The following is a 16,011-nucleotide window of genomic DNA, read 5'->3' on the forward strand; positions in this document are numbered from 1 at the left end:
CCCGGAACCCCCGCAACATCACCCTGAACACTTCCACGGTGACACCGCCCACCGCCCCTCGGGGCCCCTGCCCCCAGGGTTTGTCCCGTGGGAGCAGGGCCCCTCCGCCGTGCCCGGACGCGCCCTCAGGAGGTGATGAAGGCCGCCAGCTTCGCCACCCCGTCGATGATCCGCGCCTGCGTCAGCGAGCTGACGGACAGCCGCAGCCGGTGCTCTCCGCCGCCCGCCGGGTAGAACGGCGCCATCGGCGTCCACAGCACCCCGTGGTCGCGGGCGCACCGCTCCATCGCCGCGTCGTCGGCCGTGAAGGGCACCGTGAGGACGGCGAAGAAGCCGCCGTCCGGCCGGTTCCAGGAGACGCCCAGACGGCGCCGCTCGGAGGCCGGGAAGTGCCGGTCCAGCTCCCGGAGCAGGGTGTCCATGCCGGCCGCGTAGTGGGCCGTGGCCCGGGCGTTGGCGGCGCGCAGGCGGCAGTCGTGCGCCAGCAGCATGCCGCCGATGACGGCCTGGCTCAGCGCGGGCGTGTTGACCGTCGTCATGCTCTTCAGCTTGGCCAGCTCGTCGGCGAGCAGGCTGCAGCGCCCGTCGGGCCCGGTGACCTCCTGGTCGGCGACGACGTAGCCGAGCCGGGCGCCGGGGAAGCAGGTCTTGGCGAAGGAGCCGAGGTAGACGACCCGGCCGTGACCGTCCAACGCCTTGAGGGTGGGCCGCAGGCCCGGCGTGCGGGCGAAGAAGCCGTACGGGTTGTCCTCGATGACCAGGACGTCCTCCTCGGCGGCCGCCGCCAGCAGCCGGGTACGGGCCTCGACCGGCATGCTGGTGCCGGACGGGTTCGCGAAGTCGGGGACGACGTACAGGGCGCGGGGGCGCCGGCCCTCGGCGCGGACGGCCCGGGCCGCGGCGGCCACGGCCTCCGGGTCGGGTCCGCCCTCCGGGCCCTCGGGGACCGGCCGGGTGGTCAGGTCGAGCAGCCGAGCGGCGCCGGTGACCCCGACGTAGCAGGGCGAGCTGACCAGCAGGACGTCGTCAGGGCCCGCGCAGAGCGCGCGCAGGGTGAGCAGCATGCCCTCCTGGGCGCCGACGGTGAGCACCAGCGACTCGGGGGCGACGGTCAGGCCCTCGTCGTTGGCGAGGGTGCACGCGACCAGGTCGGCGATGATGCCCTTGGTGGGGCCGTACTGGAACAACGCGGTGCGCACGGCGTCCCGGTCGAGGCCGCGGTCGGCGAGGTGGGCGAGGAACCGGTCCAGGTGCGCGGGGACGTCCTCGGGCTCGAAGAAGCCCTCGTAGGGCCGGCCGGGGGCGAAGGAGACGGCGTCGGGGTAGCGGGTGGTGACCTCGTTGAGGAAGGTCATCGCGTCCAGCAGCGGGTCGGCCAGGGAGGCGTGCAGGTCTTCCAGCGGGAGTTTCACCGCAGGGCCTCCCGCAGCCGCCCGGCGGCGTACGCCTGGGCCTCGGCGGCGGCATCCAGGGTGCCGGTCATGGCGAAGAAGCCGTGCGGCACGCCCGGGTAGCGGCGCAGCTCCACCGGGACCCCGGCCGCGCGCAGCGCCTCGGCGTACTGCTCCCCCTCGTCGCGCAACGGGTCGTACTCGGCGGTGAGCACGGTCGCGGGCGGCAGGCCGGCCAGCGTCGCGGCGCGCAGCGGGGAGGCGTACGGGCCGGCACCGTCGGCCGGGTCGGCCAGGTAGTGGCCCCAGTACCAGGCGACCGAGCGGCGGTTGAAGAGCAGCGGGTCGTCGTGTTCGCGCAGCGAGAGGGTGTCGGCACCGTGGTCGGTGTTGGGGTAGACGAGCAGCTGGTGGCGCAGGGCGGGGCCGCCCTCGGCGCGCAGCAGGAGGGTCAGGGCGGCGGTGAGGTTGCCGCCGGCACTGTCGCCGCCGACCGCCAGCCGGTCCGGGTCGATGCCGAACTCCTCGGCGCGTTCGACGAGCCGGACGAGGGCGGCCCGGCAGTCGTGCAGGGCCGCGGGGAAGGGGTGTTCGGGGGCCGGCCGGTAGCCGACCGAGGCGGTGACGCAGCCGACGGCGTTGGTGAGCCGGCGGCAGACCGCGTCGCTGGTGTCGGGTGAGCCGAGGGTCCAGCCGCCGCCGAACAGGTAGAGCAGGGCGGGCAGTCGGCGGCCGGGCGGTTCGGGCCGGTAGAGCCGCAGGGCGAGTTCGCCGCCGGGGCCCTCGACGCGGTGTTCCTCGACGGCGGCGACGGGCTCGGGGGTACCGGCCGCGGCGCGGATGTCGGCGAGGTCGGCGGCGCGGGCCTCGGCCAGGGTGAGGGTGTAGAGCGGCGGGGCGCCGCTGCGCGCGCGACGGGCGCGCAGGGCCTCGGCCTGGGGGTGCAGGGGCATGGGTGGTCCCGTTCTGGAGCGGCGGGGTTCGGCGGGCGACAGGGGGTCGGCGGTCGGCCGGGGAGTTCTGCGGGTGGTCACGACGGTCGGCGGCCGGCCGGTGTTGCCGGGCGGCCGCGGTGGCCGGTGTCGTCCGGCGTGCTCGGCGCGCGGCCCGGGGTCGTCACGGCGGCCGGCGGTCAGCAGCCGGCCGGGTCGGTCAGCGGTCGGCCTCGACGTAGACGGTCTCGTCGGTGCGGAAGGCCGTGTCGAGGTCGGCGACGTCCGGCCGGACGCCCTCGCGGTAGGCGCAGTGGCGGATCTGCTCGGGGGCGAAGCCGGCGAGGGTGAGGACGTGCCGCAGCTCGTCCAGGTCGTAGATCCACTGGTGACCGTAGTAGCGGAAGATCTGGTTGACCAGGAAGGCCGGGCGGGCCGGCATCGGCGGGCCGAAGCCCAGGGTGGTCAGGCGGCGCCGGTGCTTGGTGAGGAAGCCGTCGCCGGTGACGTAGCCGGCCAGGTAGCGGGCGAGGTCGGGGGTGGTCAGACGCAGGACGCCGCCGGGGCGCAGCACCCGGCGGGCCTCGCGCAGCCAGCCGACGGCGACGGGCATGGTGACGTGCTCGATGAGGTGCTCGGCGTACACCCAGTCGACGCTGGCGTCGGCGAAGGGCAGCGGCTCGGCGATGTCGAGCTGGGTGAACCAGCGGTCGCCGTCGACCCGGTAGAGGGTGCCGGGCTCGGTGCGGCTGCCGGTCCCGCTGACAGTGCCGGTGCCGGTGCCGCGCAGGGCGGTGAGGTCGGTGCCCAGGCCCTCCGGGTGGGCGGTCCGGAAGGCGGCGAACTCGATTCCGGTGAGGCCGAGTTCGCGGAAGCCCGCGTGGTCGCGCGGCAGCCCGCCGGGGTGCGCTTCGAGCGTGTCGCACGTGGCGACCTGCGCGCTGAAGTCGTCCAGGCGGGCAGCCAGGCCGTCCGGGTCGTCCCAGTCCCAGCCGGGGAATCGTTCGGTCTGTTCGGTCATGTCGGGTCTCTCTCTCGGAACTACGGGGTGCGGCCGCCGTACGGTTCAGCCGACCACGCACGGCCAGGGGGCGAGGGCCGTGCGGTCCAGGTCGGCGAGCCGGGGGCGGCCCAACAGGGCCATGGTGTGCTCCAGTTCCTCGCGCAACAGGGCGAGCACCCGGTGCACGCCGGTCTCGCCGTCGGTGGCGAGGCCCCAGAACGCCGGACGGCCGACCAGCACGGCGCGGGCGCCGAGGGCGAGGGCCACGGCGATGTCCGCGCCGGTGCGCACGCCGCCGTCGAGCAGCACCGGCAGTTCGGCGGGGACGGCCTCGACCACCTCGGGCAGGGCGGCCAGGGCCGGGACGGCTCCGTCGAGTTGACGTCCGCCGTGGTTGGAGACCAGGACGGCGTCGGCGCCGTGCTCGACGGCCAGCCTGGCGTCCTCGGCGGTGAGGATGCCCTTGAGGACCAGGGGTAGCCGGGTGCGCTCGCGCAGCCAGGCGAGGTCAGCCCAGCTCAGGGTGGGGTCGAACTGCTCGCGGGCGTGCTCGGCGATGCCCGAACTGCCGCCTGCCGCACGGTGGCTGGCGGACATCAGGCCCGGGTCCAGGTTGACCGCGCGGACGGCGGGCGGGATGGCGAAGCCGTTGCGCAGGTCACGCAGCCGGCGGCCGATCCTGGGGGCGTCCACGGTCAGCACCAACGCGTGGAACCCGGCCGCCTCGGCGCGTTCCACCAGGGCGGCGAGGGCGGCTCGTTCACGCAGCCAGTACAGCTGGAGCCAGAGCGGGCCGGTGGCGGCCCCGGCGATCTCCTCCAGGGTGCGGCTGGCGAACATCGCGGCGACGAACAGGGCGCCGGCCCGGCCGGCGGCGCGCGCGGTGGCGGTCTCGCCCTGCGGGTCGACCAGCCGGTGGTAGGCCATCGGGGCGATGCCGAGCGGGAGGCCGAGCGGTGCGCCGAGCAGGGTCAGCGCCGGGTCGCAGGCGGAGACGTCGACCAGGGTGCGCGGGCGCAGTGCATAGTGTCCGAACATCTGCCGGTTGGCTGCCAGGGTGCGTTCCGCACCGCTGCCGCCTTCGATGAAATCCCAGATTTCCGGGGAAAGTTGTGCGCGCGCCGCGCGCTCGATCCCGGTCAGCGTGAGTGCTCCCACGGGCATTCCTCGTTCCAGGACGGCCACGCGCGGACCGGTCCCGGTTCGGCAGCGTAGGAGCAACGAGCACATTGGTATAGACCTTGATTTGACCAAACGTCTGTGCCATGGTCTGGCAACGGAATTGACCGTTTTGGTTGCGAACGGCGTTCATGTCAAATCCCCTCGCTCGTATGGAGCCGCGTTGACCGGCTTTTCCCCTTCTTCACGTCCGCCTTCCGCTCCGCCGCACTCCGACGCCCCGGACGACTGGGTCGACCGGCTGCTGCTGGCCGGCGCCGGCGGCGAGGAGTGCCTGCACCTCGGCGCGCCGCTCGACCGGGACGCCCTGCGCGCCCTGGTCGACGAGCACTCCGTCCGCCTGGCGGCCGCCGGGCTGGGCCCCGGCGGCACGGCCGCGCTGCGGCTGCCACCCTCGGTGGCGTTCGTCGCGGTGCTGCTGGCATGCTGGCGGCTGGGCGCCCAAGTCGCCCTGCTCGACCACCGGTTGACCGACCACGAGATCGACGCGGCGGTCGCGCGGCTGGCCCCGCAGGTGCTGGTAGGCTCCGCCCACCGGCCCGCGGCGGCGCTGCGCGGCTTCTCCGAGGTGGAGCCGGTGGCCGTCCCGCTGCCGGACGGACGACTGGCCCGCACCGGGCACGCGTTGATCCAGCTCAGCTCCGGATCGACCGGACCGGCCAAGGTCATCGCCCGCACCGCCGGCGACCTGCTCCGCGAACTCGACTGCTACCGCAGGCTGGTGGAGTTCCCCGGCGAGGGCGAACGAGTCGTCCTGCTGTCGTCGGTGGTGCACGTGCTCGGCCTGGTCGGCGGGCTGCTCAACGGCCTGTACGCCCGTGCCGCGCTCACCGTGCCGGAGCGGATGACGGCCGCGGGCATCCTCGCCGCGGTGGCCGGCTCCGACCGGCCGACCACCGTCATCGGGGTGCCCTTCCACGCCGAACTGCTGGCGGGGACGGTCGCTCCCCCGCCGCTGCCCCGGCTGCGACGGATGATCGTCGCGGGCGAACTGGTCCGCCCGGGCCTGCCCGCACTGTTCACCGGGCGCTACGGCGTCCCGCTCGGCACCATGTACGGCATGACCGAGACCGGGGTCATCGCCACCGACCTCGACGGCACCCTCCACCCGGCCAAACGCCCCGTCCACGGGATGCGGATGCGCCTGGTGAAGGGCGAGTTGCAGCTCGGCGCGACGGCCTCCCCGTACCCCGGGCTGGACGACCCGACGCGCTGGTCGGACGGCTGGCTGCACACCCGGGACGCGGCCGGGCTGGACGAGGCCGGCGGCCTGGTCACCGTGCTCGGCCGGCTGGACTCCCAGGTGTCGATCGGCGGTCTGAAGGTCGACCTCACCGAGGTCGAACAGACCCTCACCGCACTGCCCGAGGTCCGCGAGGCCGTGGTCGTCTTCGACGGCGGCGCCATCGAGGCCTACCTGGCCACCGAGGCCGACGCCGACCTCTCCCTGCTCCAGGCCGGGCTGGCCCGCCGCCTCGCCGCCTACAAGCGGCCGCGCCGGCTCGCCCTGCTCCCCGCACTCCCCCGCACCGCCACCGGAAAGCTGCTGCGCGACCCGGCCGCCCTGCGCGACACCGCCACGACCTCCGCGGCGACGTCCGCCGCGAACGTGCGCTGAGCACGCGCCCGACCGTCCGACCCCGCAGGCACCGCGGCCCGACCCCGCAGGCACCACCACCCCCGACAAGGAGCCCACCACCATGCAGGACCGCATCCGCGCCTTCGTCCTCGCCGCCCTCACCGAGATGCAGTACGACGTCTCCGAGGTCACCGGGGACACCGACCTCGGCCCGGCCGGGCTGGACCTCGAATCGCTCGCCCTGGCCGACCTGTCGGTGCAGGTCGAGGACGAGTTCGGGATCAAGTTCGACCTGGACGAGATGGAGACCACCGCGCTGATGACGCTGGACGAGTTCACCGCCGACGTCGCCCGGCGGATCGACGCGCTCGCCGCCACCTCCGGCAGCGCGGCATGACCGGCACCTCGCGTCCCGACGGCCTCCCGGACCGGGCCGAGGTGCTCACGATGCTGGCGGCGTTCGGGCAGCGCGCCGCCGACACCGTGCCCGAGGAGCTCGGCTCACTCGAACTCACTTGGCTCGTCGCCGAGTTCGAACAGCGTTACGGCCTGCAGCTGGACCTGGACGACGAGCAGTTCGGCGCGGTGCGGACGGTCGACGACGCCACCGCACTGCTGCGCGACGCCGTCCTGGCCGATCGGGCCGGCCCGGCCGATCGGGCCGGCCTGGCCGAGCGCGCGGGCGCGCAGCCGTGAGCGGCCTCGCCACGGGCGCCGGACCGCCCGGGCCGACGGGGCGGACCCGGCCGGTCGTGACCGGCGTCGGCGTGCTCAGCGCCGCCGGCCGCGGGCTCGCCACGCTGACGGCGGCCGCCACGCACGGCAGGGCGACGTTCGGCGCGGTCACCCGCTTCGACGTCAGCGCCCGCCGCACCACCCGGGCCGCCCTGCTGCCCACTGACCTGCTGCCCGCCGACCTGCCGGCCACCGACCTGCCGGCCGACGACCTGCCGACCGATCCGCTGCGTTCCGATCCGGTGCTCTCCGACCCCGTCCGGTCCGACGCCCCGGGCCGGGACACTCCGGGCCCCGACGCCCCGGTCCCGGAGGCCACGCCCACGACCGACGCCGTCCCGTCGGCCGCGGCGGTGCTCGACGCCATCGGCCAGGCCTGCCGGCAGGCCGGGCTGACCGCCACCGAGGGCGCCGCGCTGCCCGTCCTGCTCGCGCTGCACAGCGACGAGCGGACCCGCGCGACCGCCGACGCCGTGGCCGCCGGGGTCCGCGCGGACTGGGGAGCCGCGGGCGTCACCCGGGTCTACACCGGTGCCTGCGTGGCCGCCGCGACCGCCGTCGCCGACGCCGCCGCACTGGTGGCCACCGGCCGGCACGAGCGGGTCCTGGTCGCGGCCGTCCACCTGGTCGGACCGGGCGTGTTCGCCGTCTTCGACGCCGGCCGCGCACTGGCCCGCGACGGCGAGCTGCGCCCGTTCAGCGCCGGACGGACCGGCACCCTGCTCGCGGACGCGGCCGCCGCCGTCGTGGTCGAGGCCGCCCCGGCGGCCGAGCGGCGCGGTGCACCCGCACTCGCCCGGCTGGCCGGCTGGGGCCGCACCGGGGACGCCCACCACGTCTGCCGCCCCGAACCGGACGGCACCGGAGTGGCGCGGGCGGTCGAGGCCGCCCTCGCCCGCGCGGGCGTCGCACCGGCCGAGGTCGGCTACGTCAACGCCAACGGCACCGGCTCCGACCTGTCCGACCAGGCCGAGGCCCGCGCCCTGCGGCGGGTGTTCGGCCCGCACACCGACCACCTGCCGGTCAGCTCCAGCAAGTCCGTGCACGGGCACGCCCTGGAGGCCTCCGCCCTGCTCGAACTGGCCGTCACCATCGGTGCGTTGGACAGCGGACTGCTCCCGGTCAACGCCGGTTGGCTGGGTCCGGACCCGGACGTCGGCCTGGACCTCGTCCTGGACGGCCCGCGAGCCGCCCGCCCCGCCTACGCACTCAGCCTCAACTCCGCCTTCGGCGGCGCCAACACCGCGCTGCTGCTGGCCCCTGGATGACACCGACACCACCATGACCACCCCTGCCGACGACACCCACCGCCTGCGGGTCCTCGCCGAGGCCCGCCGCCCCGCACCCGGCCTGGACGGGCCGCCGCCACCGCTGCCCGGCTTCTCGGCCTCCGGCTTCAACCCACTGGTCGCCGACACCGCCGACCGCTGCCTGCGCGAGCAGCACGGCGCGCCGCCCGCCCCCGGGCGGACCGCCCTGCTGCTGGCCAGCGCGAGCGGCGACCTCGCCACCGCACGGGCCATCGAGCAGAGTTCCGAACCCGGACGACGGACCGGCCCGCTGCTGTTCTTCCAGTCCAACCCGAACGCCGTCCTCGGGCACATCGCCGCCCGCTGGGGTCTGACCGGCCCGGTCGTGGCGATCTGCCCGGCCGGGGCCGAACCCGGCCGCGTCCCGGCGGAGGCGTACGAACTCGCCGCGCTGCTGCTCGCCGACGGCGACGCCGACCGGGTGCTGGTCATCGCCGCCGAGCAGACACCCGACGGGGACCACGCCGCCGCGGTGCTGCTCACCGTCCCCGCCGCCTGAGCCCCGAAGCGAACGAGGCCGACACCACCGACCCGAACCCGCCGAGAGCCTCCGGCCGTACCCGACAGTGAGGCCCGGCGCCTGACGCAGCCGCACCCGGCACACCAGCCGCCCCGCCGACACCGCCCCACCCCGGCACGCCTCACCCGACATGCCTCACCCCGACACCGCCCGGTCACCCGCCGCCCGCACGGCCGACCGAACCCTGCCACCCGATCAGCCGATCAGCCGCCCGGGCCGTCCACCGGCCCCGATGGAGGGATCCACCCCCGTGACCATCCGCAGTCTCCGCACCCTGCTCGCGGACGACCCCGACGTCGGCGCCGGCAACGTCCTGACCGCCCGGATCGCGCTCGGGCTGGACGTCGACGAGCCGCTGCTCACCTTCGACACCCCGGTGGACGACCACCCCGCCTGGCAGCCGCTCACCCTGCGCGAGCTCGACCGTGCGGTCCGGGCCCGCGCCGCCGCCCTGCACGCCCTCGGCATCACCCGGCGCGACCCGGTCGTGGTCTACGCCGACGCCGCCGCCGACCACGTGCTCGCCTTCCTCGCGCTGGCCCGGCTCGGCGCCATCCCCGCCCTGCTCAACCCCAACCTGGACGGCGAACGCGCCGCCCGCTACATCACCCGCCTCGGCGCGGCCGGCGTCCTCGCCGGTCCGGCCCACCTGGCCGCGCTGGCCGGCCACGACCCCGGCGCGCCCCTGCTGCCCGAGATCGGCACCCTCGGCGCGGGCGACCCGAAGGACGCGCCGGCGCCGTACCGGCACTGGTCCGGCGACCCGGTGGCGATCACCCACTCCTCCGGCACCACCGGCATGCCCAAGGCCGTCGTCCACTCCCACGCGAGCCTGTACGCGGCGATCCGCCACCGGTTGCGGCTGCCCCGCCCGCAGGGCCAGGACCGGATGCTCAGCGCCCTGCCCGCCCCGCACGCCGCGACCCTGATCGCGCTCAACCTCGCGCTCAGCTCGCACACCCGACTCGCCTTCCTGTCCCGGCAGTCCGGCGACGGCGTGCTTCGGGCGATCGAGCAGTGGCGGCCCACCGGCGTGGTCGGCTTCGCCGCCACCTGGGCCGACCTGGCCCGCCACGACCTCACCACCCGGGACCTCACCTCCGTCGCACTCTGGTGGAACACCGGCGACTGCGCCCACGAGGTGCACATCCGCCGGCTGATCGCCACCGGCAGCCGGGAGACCGTCACCCGCGCGGGCCGCGCCCGCACGCCCGGCTCGCAGTTCGTGGACGGCCTCGGCTCCACCGAGATGGGCCACTCGCACTTCTTCATCACCCACGGCCCCGGCACCGAGCGCTACGGCCGCTGCGTCGGACGCCCGCACGCCTTCGTGGACTGCGCGGTCGTCGGTCCGGACGGCGAGCCGCTCGGGCCCGGCGAGGTCGGCGAACTCGCCACCGCCTCACCGACCCTGGCGCTCGGCTACTGGAACGACTCGGCCACCACCTTCCGGACCCGGATCCGCGGCCGCTTCCTCACCGGGGACCTGATGTACCGGGACGAGGAGGGCTACTACTACCACGTCGACCGGGCCGTCGACTCGGTCGAACTCGCCGACGGCAGAAGGCTGTTCACCGCGATGTCGGAGGAGCGGGTGCTGGCCGCCTGCCCGGACGTGCTGGACTGCACGGTGGTGGCGGTGCGGGACGGCGGGCGCGTGGTCACCGACGTCCTGCTGCTCCTCACCGAGGACGCCGACCGGGCCGCGGACCGCACCGGGGCGGTCGTGGCCGCGCTGGACGAGGCCGCCGCCGCGACCGTCCGCCGGGTGCTGGTGGTCTCCCCCGACGACATCCCGCTCGGCCCGACCGGCAAGGTCCGCAAGGTCCTGCTGCGCGAGCGCCACCTCGCGGCGGTGGGCGCGTGAACGGCCGGAGCGGACGCGTCGACGGACCGGGCGATCCTGGTCACGGACCGAGCGGACCGGGTCACGGACCGAGCGGACCGAGCGGGCCGAGCGGGCCGAGCCGGCAGGGCGGGCGCACCGCCGCCCGCCGCGGAGCCGTCGTCACCGGCATCGGCCTGGTCTCCCCGCTCGGCCGCAAGCCCGCCGAGCTGTTCGAGGCCCTGGTCGCCGGGCGCTCCGGCGTCCGCGCCGTCCCCGAGGACCACGCCGCGCACGGCTGGCTGCCCGCCGCCGGGATCGCCCCCGCCGTGGACGGCCGGGAGGTGCTGCCGCCCACCGAGACCCGCTGCGTGGACCGCTTCGTGCTGCTCGGCCTGGCCGCCGCCGACGACGCGCTCGCCGACGCCGCGCTGGTGGTCGGCCGGGACGCGGACCCGCACCGCACCGCCGTGGTCCTGGCGACGGGCGGCGGCGGGCTGGAGACCTTCGAGCAGCAGTCGCACCGCCGGCTGGAGCGCGGCCGCCCGGGCGTGAGCCCGTACCTGCTGCCGGGCATGCTCTCCAACATGGCCGCCGCCAGGGTCGCCATCAAGCACGGCATCCGGGGCTACAGCTCCGCCGTGGTGACGGCCTGCGCGGCCGGCGCCCAGGCGATCGCCGAGGGGCTGCGGCTGATCCGCGCCGGTGACGCGGACGTGGTCGTGTGCGGCGGCACCGAGTCCTCGCTGCACCCGACCATCGCCGCCGCCTTCACCAACGCCCGCGCCCTGGCGCAGGGTTGGGAGGACGCCGAGCAGGCGAGCCGACCCTTCGACACCCGCCGCAACGGCTTCGTGCTCGGCGAGGGCAGCGCCGTCCTCGTCCTGGAGAGCGTCGAGCACGCCGAGGCGCGGGGCGCCGCCGGCTACGCGGAGGTGATCGGCTGGGGCGCCTCCACCGACGCCCACCACCCGACCATGCCCCGGCCGGACGGCAGCGGCGCCGCCGACGCGATGCGCGCCGCGCTCGCCAACGCGGGCCTGGCCCCGGGCGACATCGACTACGTGAACGCCCACGGCACCGGCACCAAGCTCGGTGACGTGGCCGAGACCGCGGCCCTGCACGCCGTCTTCGGCGCGCACCGGCCCGCGGTCAGCTCCACCAAGGGCGCGACCGGCCATCTCCTGGGCGCCGCGGGCGCGTTGGAGGCGGCGGTCACCGCCCTGGCGGTGGCGAGGGGGACGCTGCCGCCCACGCTCAACCTGACCGACCCCGACCCGGCCTGCGACCTGGACCACGTCCGGGGCGCCGCCCGGCCCGCCCCGGTGCGCGCCGCGCTGAGCAACGCCTTCGCCTTCGGCGGCCACAACCTCAGCCTCGTCCTCGGCCCGACCAGCACGCAGGCGTCCCGGTAGCGACCGGGAGGCCCAGCACCCGATCGACCGGCAACGCGCCGATCCACGACCTGCCATCCCTCCGGGGGGAGATCCCGATGTCCGTCCAGACCATCGCCCACACCGAGTTCCACTGCGCCGACGCCGACAAGACCGCGGCCGGACTCTGCGCCGACTACGGCTTCACCGCCGACGCCCCGGCGACCGCGCCCGACGGCACCCGCACCGTCGGGCTGCGCCAGGGCACCATCCGGCTGCACCTGTCCTCCGCCGCCGACCCCGAGCACCCGGTGGCCGACTTCGTCGCCCGCCACGGGGACGGCGTCGCCGTCCTCGCCCTCGGCTGCACCGACCCGCGGGCCGCGCTGGAGCGCGCCGAGCGGCACGGCGCCCGGGTGCTCGACCGGGACGGCGCCCTGATCGCCGGCTTCGGCGACACCGCGCTGCGCTTCGTCCCGCTGCCGACCGGGGACCCCACCCCGGAGCCCCGCCTGCTGGACGAGCTCGACCACGTCGCGATCTGCCTCCCGGCCGGTCGACTGGTCGAGTCCGTGCGGTTCTGCGAGGCCGCGCTGGGCTTCCGCACGATCTTCGAGGAGTACATCGAGGTCGGCGAGCAGGCCATGGACTCCAAGGTGGTGCAGAGCCCCTCCGGCGCGGTCACCTTCACCCTGATCGAGCCCGACACCGGCCGCCGGCCCGGCCAGATCGACGACTTCCTCGCCGCCCACGGCGGCGCCGGCGTGCAGCACCTCGCCTTCAACACCCGCGACATCACCACCGCCGTACGCACCATCCGCGCGCGCGGCGTGGAGTTCCTGACCACCCCGGGCGCCTACTTCGACGTCCTGGCCGAACGCTTCGGCGAGACGGTCATCCCGGTGGAGACCCTGCGCGACCTGCACGTCCTGGTCGACCAGGACCACGGCGGCCAGCTGTTCCAGATCTTCGCCCGCTCGACGCACCCCCGGCGCACCTACTTCCTGGAGCTGATCGAGCGCCAGGGTGCCGGCACCTTCGGCACCGCGAACATCAAGGCCCTCTACGAGGCCATCAAGCGGCACAGCTCCGCCGCCTCGGTCTGACCACCCCCGCGCACCCGAAGGAGGCCCCCGCATGACCACGACCGCCGAGTTCCGGCTCACCGAGGCCGAGCAGGCACTGCTGCCCACCCCCGACGAGGTGGCCCACTACCGCGAGCACGGCTGGTACCTGTCCCGCCGGCTGTTCAGCGACGAGGAACTGGACACCCTGCAGGCCGCCACCGAGCTGTACTACGCCGGCCACCGGGACCGCGAACTCCCCGTCCGCCCGCCCCGGTTGGCCTCCTGGCAGCCCTCGGACGGGCCGGTCCAGCGGCACAACGACTACGTCCACCACGAGAGCGACGCGATCGGCGCGGTCCTGCGCAAGCCGCTCGTCGGCGCGGTGGCCGCGCTGCTCGCCGGGGCCGAGGAGATCCGGATCTTCCAGGCGACCCTGATCTACAAGCCGCCGGTGCCCGGGGAACCCAGCAACCGGGTGCCGTGGCACTTCGACAAGCACTACTGGCAGACCTGCACCTCGCAGGAGATGCTCACCGCCTTCGTCCCGTTCCACGACTGCCACGAGGAGAACGGCACCATCACCATGGTGGACGGCAGTCACCGCTGGCAGGAGCTGCCCTCCGGCGAGGACTCCACCCGGCACTTCGCCGACCGCGACGGCTCCGAGCTGGACGGCATCCTGGCCGCCAACGCGGCCCACAACGGGGCGCGGGTCACCAAGGTCCCGATGCGGATCCCGCGCGGCCACATGTCCTTCCACCACTCCCGCACCTACCACGGCAGCGGCCCCAACCTGGCCTCCTACCCGCGCCGCGCCGTCTCGCTGCACCTCCAGGACGGCGCCAACGAGTACCAGCGGCACGACCGGGCGGACGGCAGCCCGGTGGTGTACAACCACGACGTGCTGGTGCGCCGCACCGCCGACGGCCGACCGGACTACGCCGACCCGGAGTTCTGCCCGACGGTCTGGCGGGGACGGCCGTGACGGCCCCGCCGGCCCCGCCCGCCGGCCCGGTCCGGCCGACCACCGCGGCGGGCGGGCCGGTCCGACCCGCCGACCCGGGCACGACCGCCGGCCCGGGCACGACCGCCGACCCGGGCACGACCGCCGACCTGGGCACGACCGCCGAGCGTTACCGGATGCTGCGGCTGATCCGCGGCTTCGAGGAACTGGCGCTCGGCCTGGTGAAGTCCGGCGCGATCCCCGGCGGCATCCACCCGTACATCGGGCAGGAGGCCGTCGCGGTCGGCGTCTGCTCCGCGCTGGGCCCGGCCGACCGGCTCACCAGCACCCACCGCGGCCACGGCCACGTGCTCGCCCGGGGCACCGCGCCGCACCGGCTGCTCGCCGAACTCCTGGGCCGCGTCGGCGGATCGAACGGCGGCCGGGGCGGCTCCATGCACGCCGCCGACGTCTCGCTGGGCATCCTCGGCGCCAACGGCATCGTCGGCGCCGGTGCCCCGATCGCGGTCGGCGCCGCCTGGGCGGCCCGCCAGGCCGCGGCCGACCGGGGGCCGGCGGATCGGATTCCGGTGGCCGTGGCTTTCTTCGGCGACGGCGCGCTCAACCAGGGCGTGCTGCTGGAGTCGTTCAACCTGGCAGCGATGTGGCGCCTCCCGGTGCTGTTCGTCTGCGAGAACAACGGCTACGCCACCACCCTGCCCGCCGCCACCGCCGTCGCGGGCAGCGCCACCGGGCGGGCGGCCGGCTTCGGCATCCCCGCCGAGGAGGTGGACGGCATGGACACCGAGGCCGTCCGCGCCGCCGCGCTGCGGGCCGTCGAACGGGCGCGTGGCGGCGACGGCCCCGGCTTCCTGGAGTGCCGCACCTACCGCTACGAGGGCCACCACACGATGGAGCGCCGGATGAAGCTGCGCTACCGCGCCCCCGAGGAGGTCGAGGCCTGGCGCGGGCGCGATCCGCTCCCCCGGGCCGCCGCCCTGCTCGATCCCGCGACGGTCGCCGAGCTGGACCGTTCGGTGGCCGAACAACTGTCGGCCGCCGAGGAGTTCGCACTCGCCTCCGAACACCCGGACCCGGCGGGCGCGTCGGACCACCTGTACGCCGACGGGCTGCGGCCCCGGGCGGGAGTGACACCGTGACCAGGCTCTCGTACACCAAGGCGCTCAACCGGGCGCTGGCCGACGAACTCGCCGCCGACCCGGCGGTCTGCGTCTTCGGCGAGGACATCGGCGCCGGCCTGGCCGGTCCCACCCTGGGCCTGCTGGACCGGTTCGGGCCGGGCCGGATCGTCGACACCCCGCTGTCCGAGCAGGCGTTCACCGCGATGGCGGTCGGCGCCGCACTGGCCGGCCGGCGGCCGGTGCTGGAGTTCCAGATCCCCTCGCTGCTGTTCCTGGTCTTCGAGCAACTCGTCAACCAGGCACACAAGTTCTCGCTGATGACCGGAGGCCAGGCGAGCGTTCCGCTGACCTGCCTGGTCCCCGGCTCCGGCTCCCGGGACGGCTGGGCCGGGCAGCACTCCGACCACCCGTACAGCCTGTTCGCGCACGCCGGGCTGAAGACCGTGGTGCCCGCCACCCCGACGGACGCCTACGGGCTGCTGCGCTCGGCGATCCGGGACCCGGACCCGGTCGTGGTGTTCGCGCCCGCCGCCGCCCTGCCGGTGCGCGAGACCGTCACCTGGGACCTGGTACCGGTGCCGCTCGGCCGGGCCCGGATCCACCGCCCGGGCACCGACGTCACCGTGGTCGCCCTCGGGCACCTGGTGCACGACGCGCTCGCGGTGGCCGAGGAGGTCGCGGCGGACATCTCGGTGGAGGTGTTCGACCCCCGCACCGTCCACCCCTTCGACTGGGACGCGCTCGCCGATTCGCTGGAACGCACCGGCCGGCTGGTCGTGATCGACGACTCCAACCGCAGCTGCGGCTTCGGCGCGGAGGTGCTGGCCACCGCCGCCGAGGAACTGCGCCTGGTCACCCCGCCGCGCCGGATCACCCGGCCCGACGGCGCCGTCCTGCCCTTCGCCCCGGCCCTGGACCGGGCCGTGCAGCCGAACCGCGAGCACCTACGGGCCGCGCTGCACGCCGTCATGAAAAATCCGTCATGAAGCTTCCGTCATGGGACAGTTGATGT

Annotated in this window: 15 protein-coding genes; 11 read left to right on the forward strand and 4 right to left on the reverse strand. The window is 75.5% G+C overall.

Translation table 11 applies throughout. The features are described from left to right. Positions 1-125: 125 nt before the first annotated feature. The 4 genes from ACFV04_RS30130 to ACFV04_RS30145 form a co-directional block, all read right to left on the reverse strand. Positions 126-1,412: a PLP-dependent aminotransferase family protein gene (locus tag ACFV04_RS30130; protein ID WP_380533798.1), complete on the reverse strand. Its 1,287-nt coding sequence runs from the start codon at positions 1,410-1,412 to the stop codon at positions 126-128. Then, entirely contained in the window at positions 1,409-2,344 is a 936-nt protein-coding gene (locus ACFV04_RS30135; protein ID WP_380533800.1) for an alpha/beta hydrolase, read from the reverse strand. Before ACFV04_RS30135 ends, ACFV04_RS30130 begins: the two co-directional genes overlap by 4 nt. Positions 2,345-2,543: 199 nt before the next feature. Continuing rightward, the gene (locus tag ACFV04_RS30140; protein WP_380533802.1) at positions 2,544-3,344 is read right to left on the reverse strand and encodes a class I SAM-dependent methyltransferase; all 801 of its coding nucleotides are present in this window, start codon (positions 3,342-3,344) and stop codon (positions 2,544-2,546) included. A gap of 45 nt (positions 3,345-3,389) precedes the next feature. Next, complete coding sequence (locus ACFV04_RS30145) at positions 3,390-4,490, reverse strand: alpha-hydroxy acid oxidase (protein WP_380533804.1); 1,101 nt, start codon at positions 4,488-4,490, stop codon at positions 3,390-3,392. 178 nt (positions 4,491-4,668) lie between these two features. Here ACFV04_RS30145 and ACFV04_RS30150 point away from each other — a divergent pair, with 178 nt between their 5' ends. From ACFV04_RS30150 to ACFV04_RS30200, 11 genes are all read left to right on the forward strand, one after another. Then, positions 4,669-6,123: a class I adenylate-forming enzyme family protein gene (locus ACFV04_RS30150; RefSeq protein WP_380533806.1), complete on the forward strand. Its 1,455-nt coding sequence runs from the start codon at positions 4,669-4,671 to the stop codon at positions 6,121-6,123. Between the two features lie 82 nt (positions 6,124-6,205). Then, positions 6,206-6,481 (forward strand): phosphopantetheine-binding protein, encoded by a 276-nt coding sequence (locus ACFV04_RS30155; protein ID WP_360257482.1) that lies wholly within the window; start codon positions 6,206-6,208, stop codon positions 6,479-6,481. Next, positions 6,478-6,780: an acyl carrier protein gene (locus ACFV04_RS30160; protein ID WP_380533808.1), complete on the forward strand. Its 303-nt coding sequence runs from the start codon at positions 6,478-6,480 to the stop codon at positions 6,778-6,780. The genes ACFV04_RS30155 and ACFV04_RS30160 overlap by 4 nt, the downstream gene beginning before the upstream one ends. A 56-nt stretch (positions 6,781-6,836) precedes the next feature. Then, positions 6,837-8,087: a beta-ketoacyl synthase N-terminal-like domain-containing protein gene (locus ACFV04_RS30165; protein ID WP_380533810.1), complete on the forward strand. Its 1,251-nt coding sequence runs from the start codon at positions 6,837-6,839 to the stop codon at positions 8,085-8,087. Between the two features lie 13 nt (positions 8,088-8,100). Beyond that, a complete protein-coding gene (locus ACFV04_RS30170; protein ID WP_380344822.1) occupies positions 8,101-8,628 on the forward strand; it encodes a hypothetical protein in 528 nt (175 codons plus the stop codon). 271 nt (positions 8,629-8,899) lie between these two features. Further along, on the forward strand, positions 8,900-10,516 hold the full coding sequence (locus tag ACFV04_RS30175; RefSeq protein WP_380533813.1) for a class I adenylate-forming enzyme family protein: 1,617 nt from the start codon (positions 8,900-8,902) through the stop codon (positions 10,514-10,516). Further along, positions 10,513-11,889, forward strand: coding sequence for a beta-ketoacyl-[acyl-carrier-protein] synthase family protein (locus tag ACFV04_RS30180; RefSeq protein ID WP_380533815.1), 1,377 nt, complete (start codon positions 10,513-10,515; stop codon positions 11,887-11,889). The genes ACFV04_RS30175 and ACFV04_RS30180 overlap by 4 nt, the downstream gene beginning before the upstream one ends. Before the next feature lie 77 nt (positions 11,890-11,966). Next, positions 11,967-12,953, forward strand: a complete 987-nt coding sequence (gene hppD / locus ACFV04_RS30185) for a 4-hydroxyphenylpyruvate dioxygenase (protein WP_380533817.1) — start codon at positions 11,967-11,969, stop codon at positions 12,951-12,953. Positions 12,954-12,984: 31 nt separating this feature from the next. Next, complete coding sequence (locus ACFV04_RS30190; protein WP_380533819.1) at positions 12,985-13,899, forward strand: phytanoyl-CoA dioxygenase family protein; 915 nt, start codon at positions 12,985-12,987, stop codon at positions 13,897-13,899. After that, positions 13,896-15,017, forward strand: coding sequence for a thiamine pyrophosphate-dependent dehydrogenase E1 component subunit alpha (locus ACFV04_RS30195; protein WP_380533821.1), 1,122 nt, complete (start codon positions 13,896-13,898; stop codon positions 15,015-15,017). Before ACFV04_RS30190 ends, ACFV04_RS30195 begins: the two co-directional genes overlap by 4 nt. Next, positions 15,014-15,985 (forward strand): alpha-ketoacid dehydrogenase subunit beta, encoded by a 972-nt coding sequence (locus ACFV04_RS30200; RefSeq protein ID WP_380344806.1) that lies wholly within the window; start codon positions 15,014-15,016, stop codon positions 15,983-15,985. The genes ACFV04_RS30195 and ACFV04_RS30200 overlap by 4 nt, the downstream gene beginning before the upstream one ends. Positions 15,986-16,011: the final 26 nt, after the last annotated feature.

This window comes from Kitasatospora sp. NPDC059599 (assembly GCF_042735125.1).
Taxonomy (GTDB): Bacteria; Actinomycetota; Actinomycetes; order Streptomycetales; family Streptomycetaceae; genus Kitasatospora.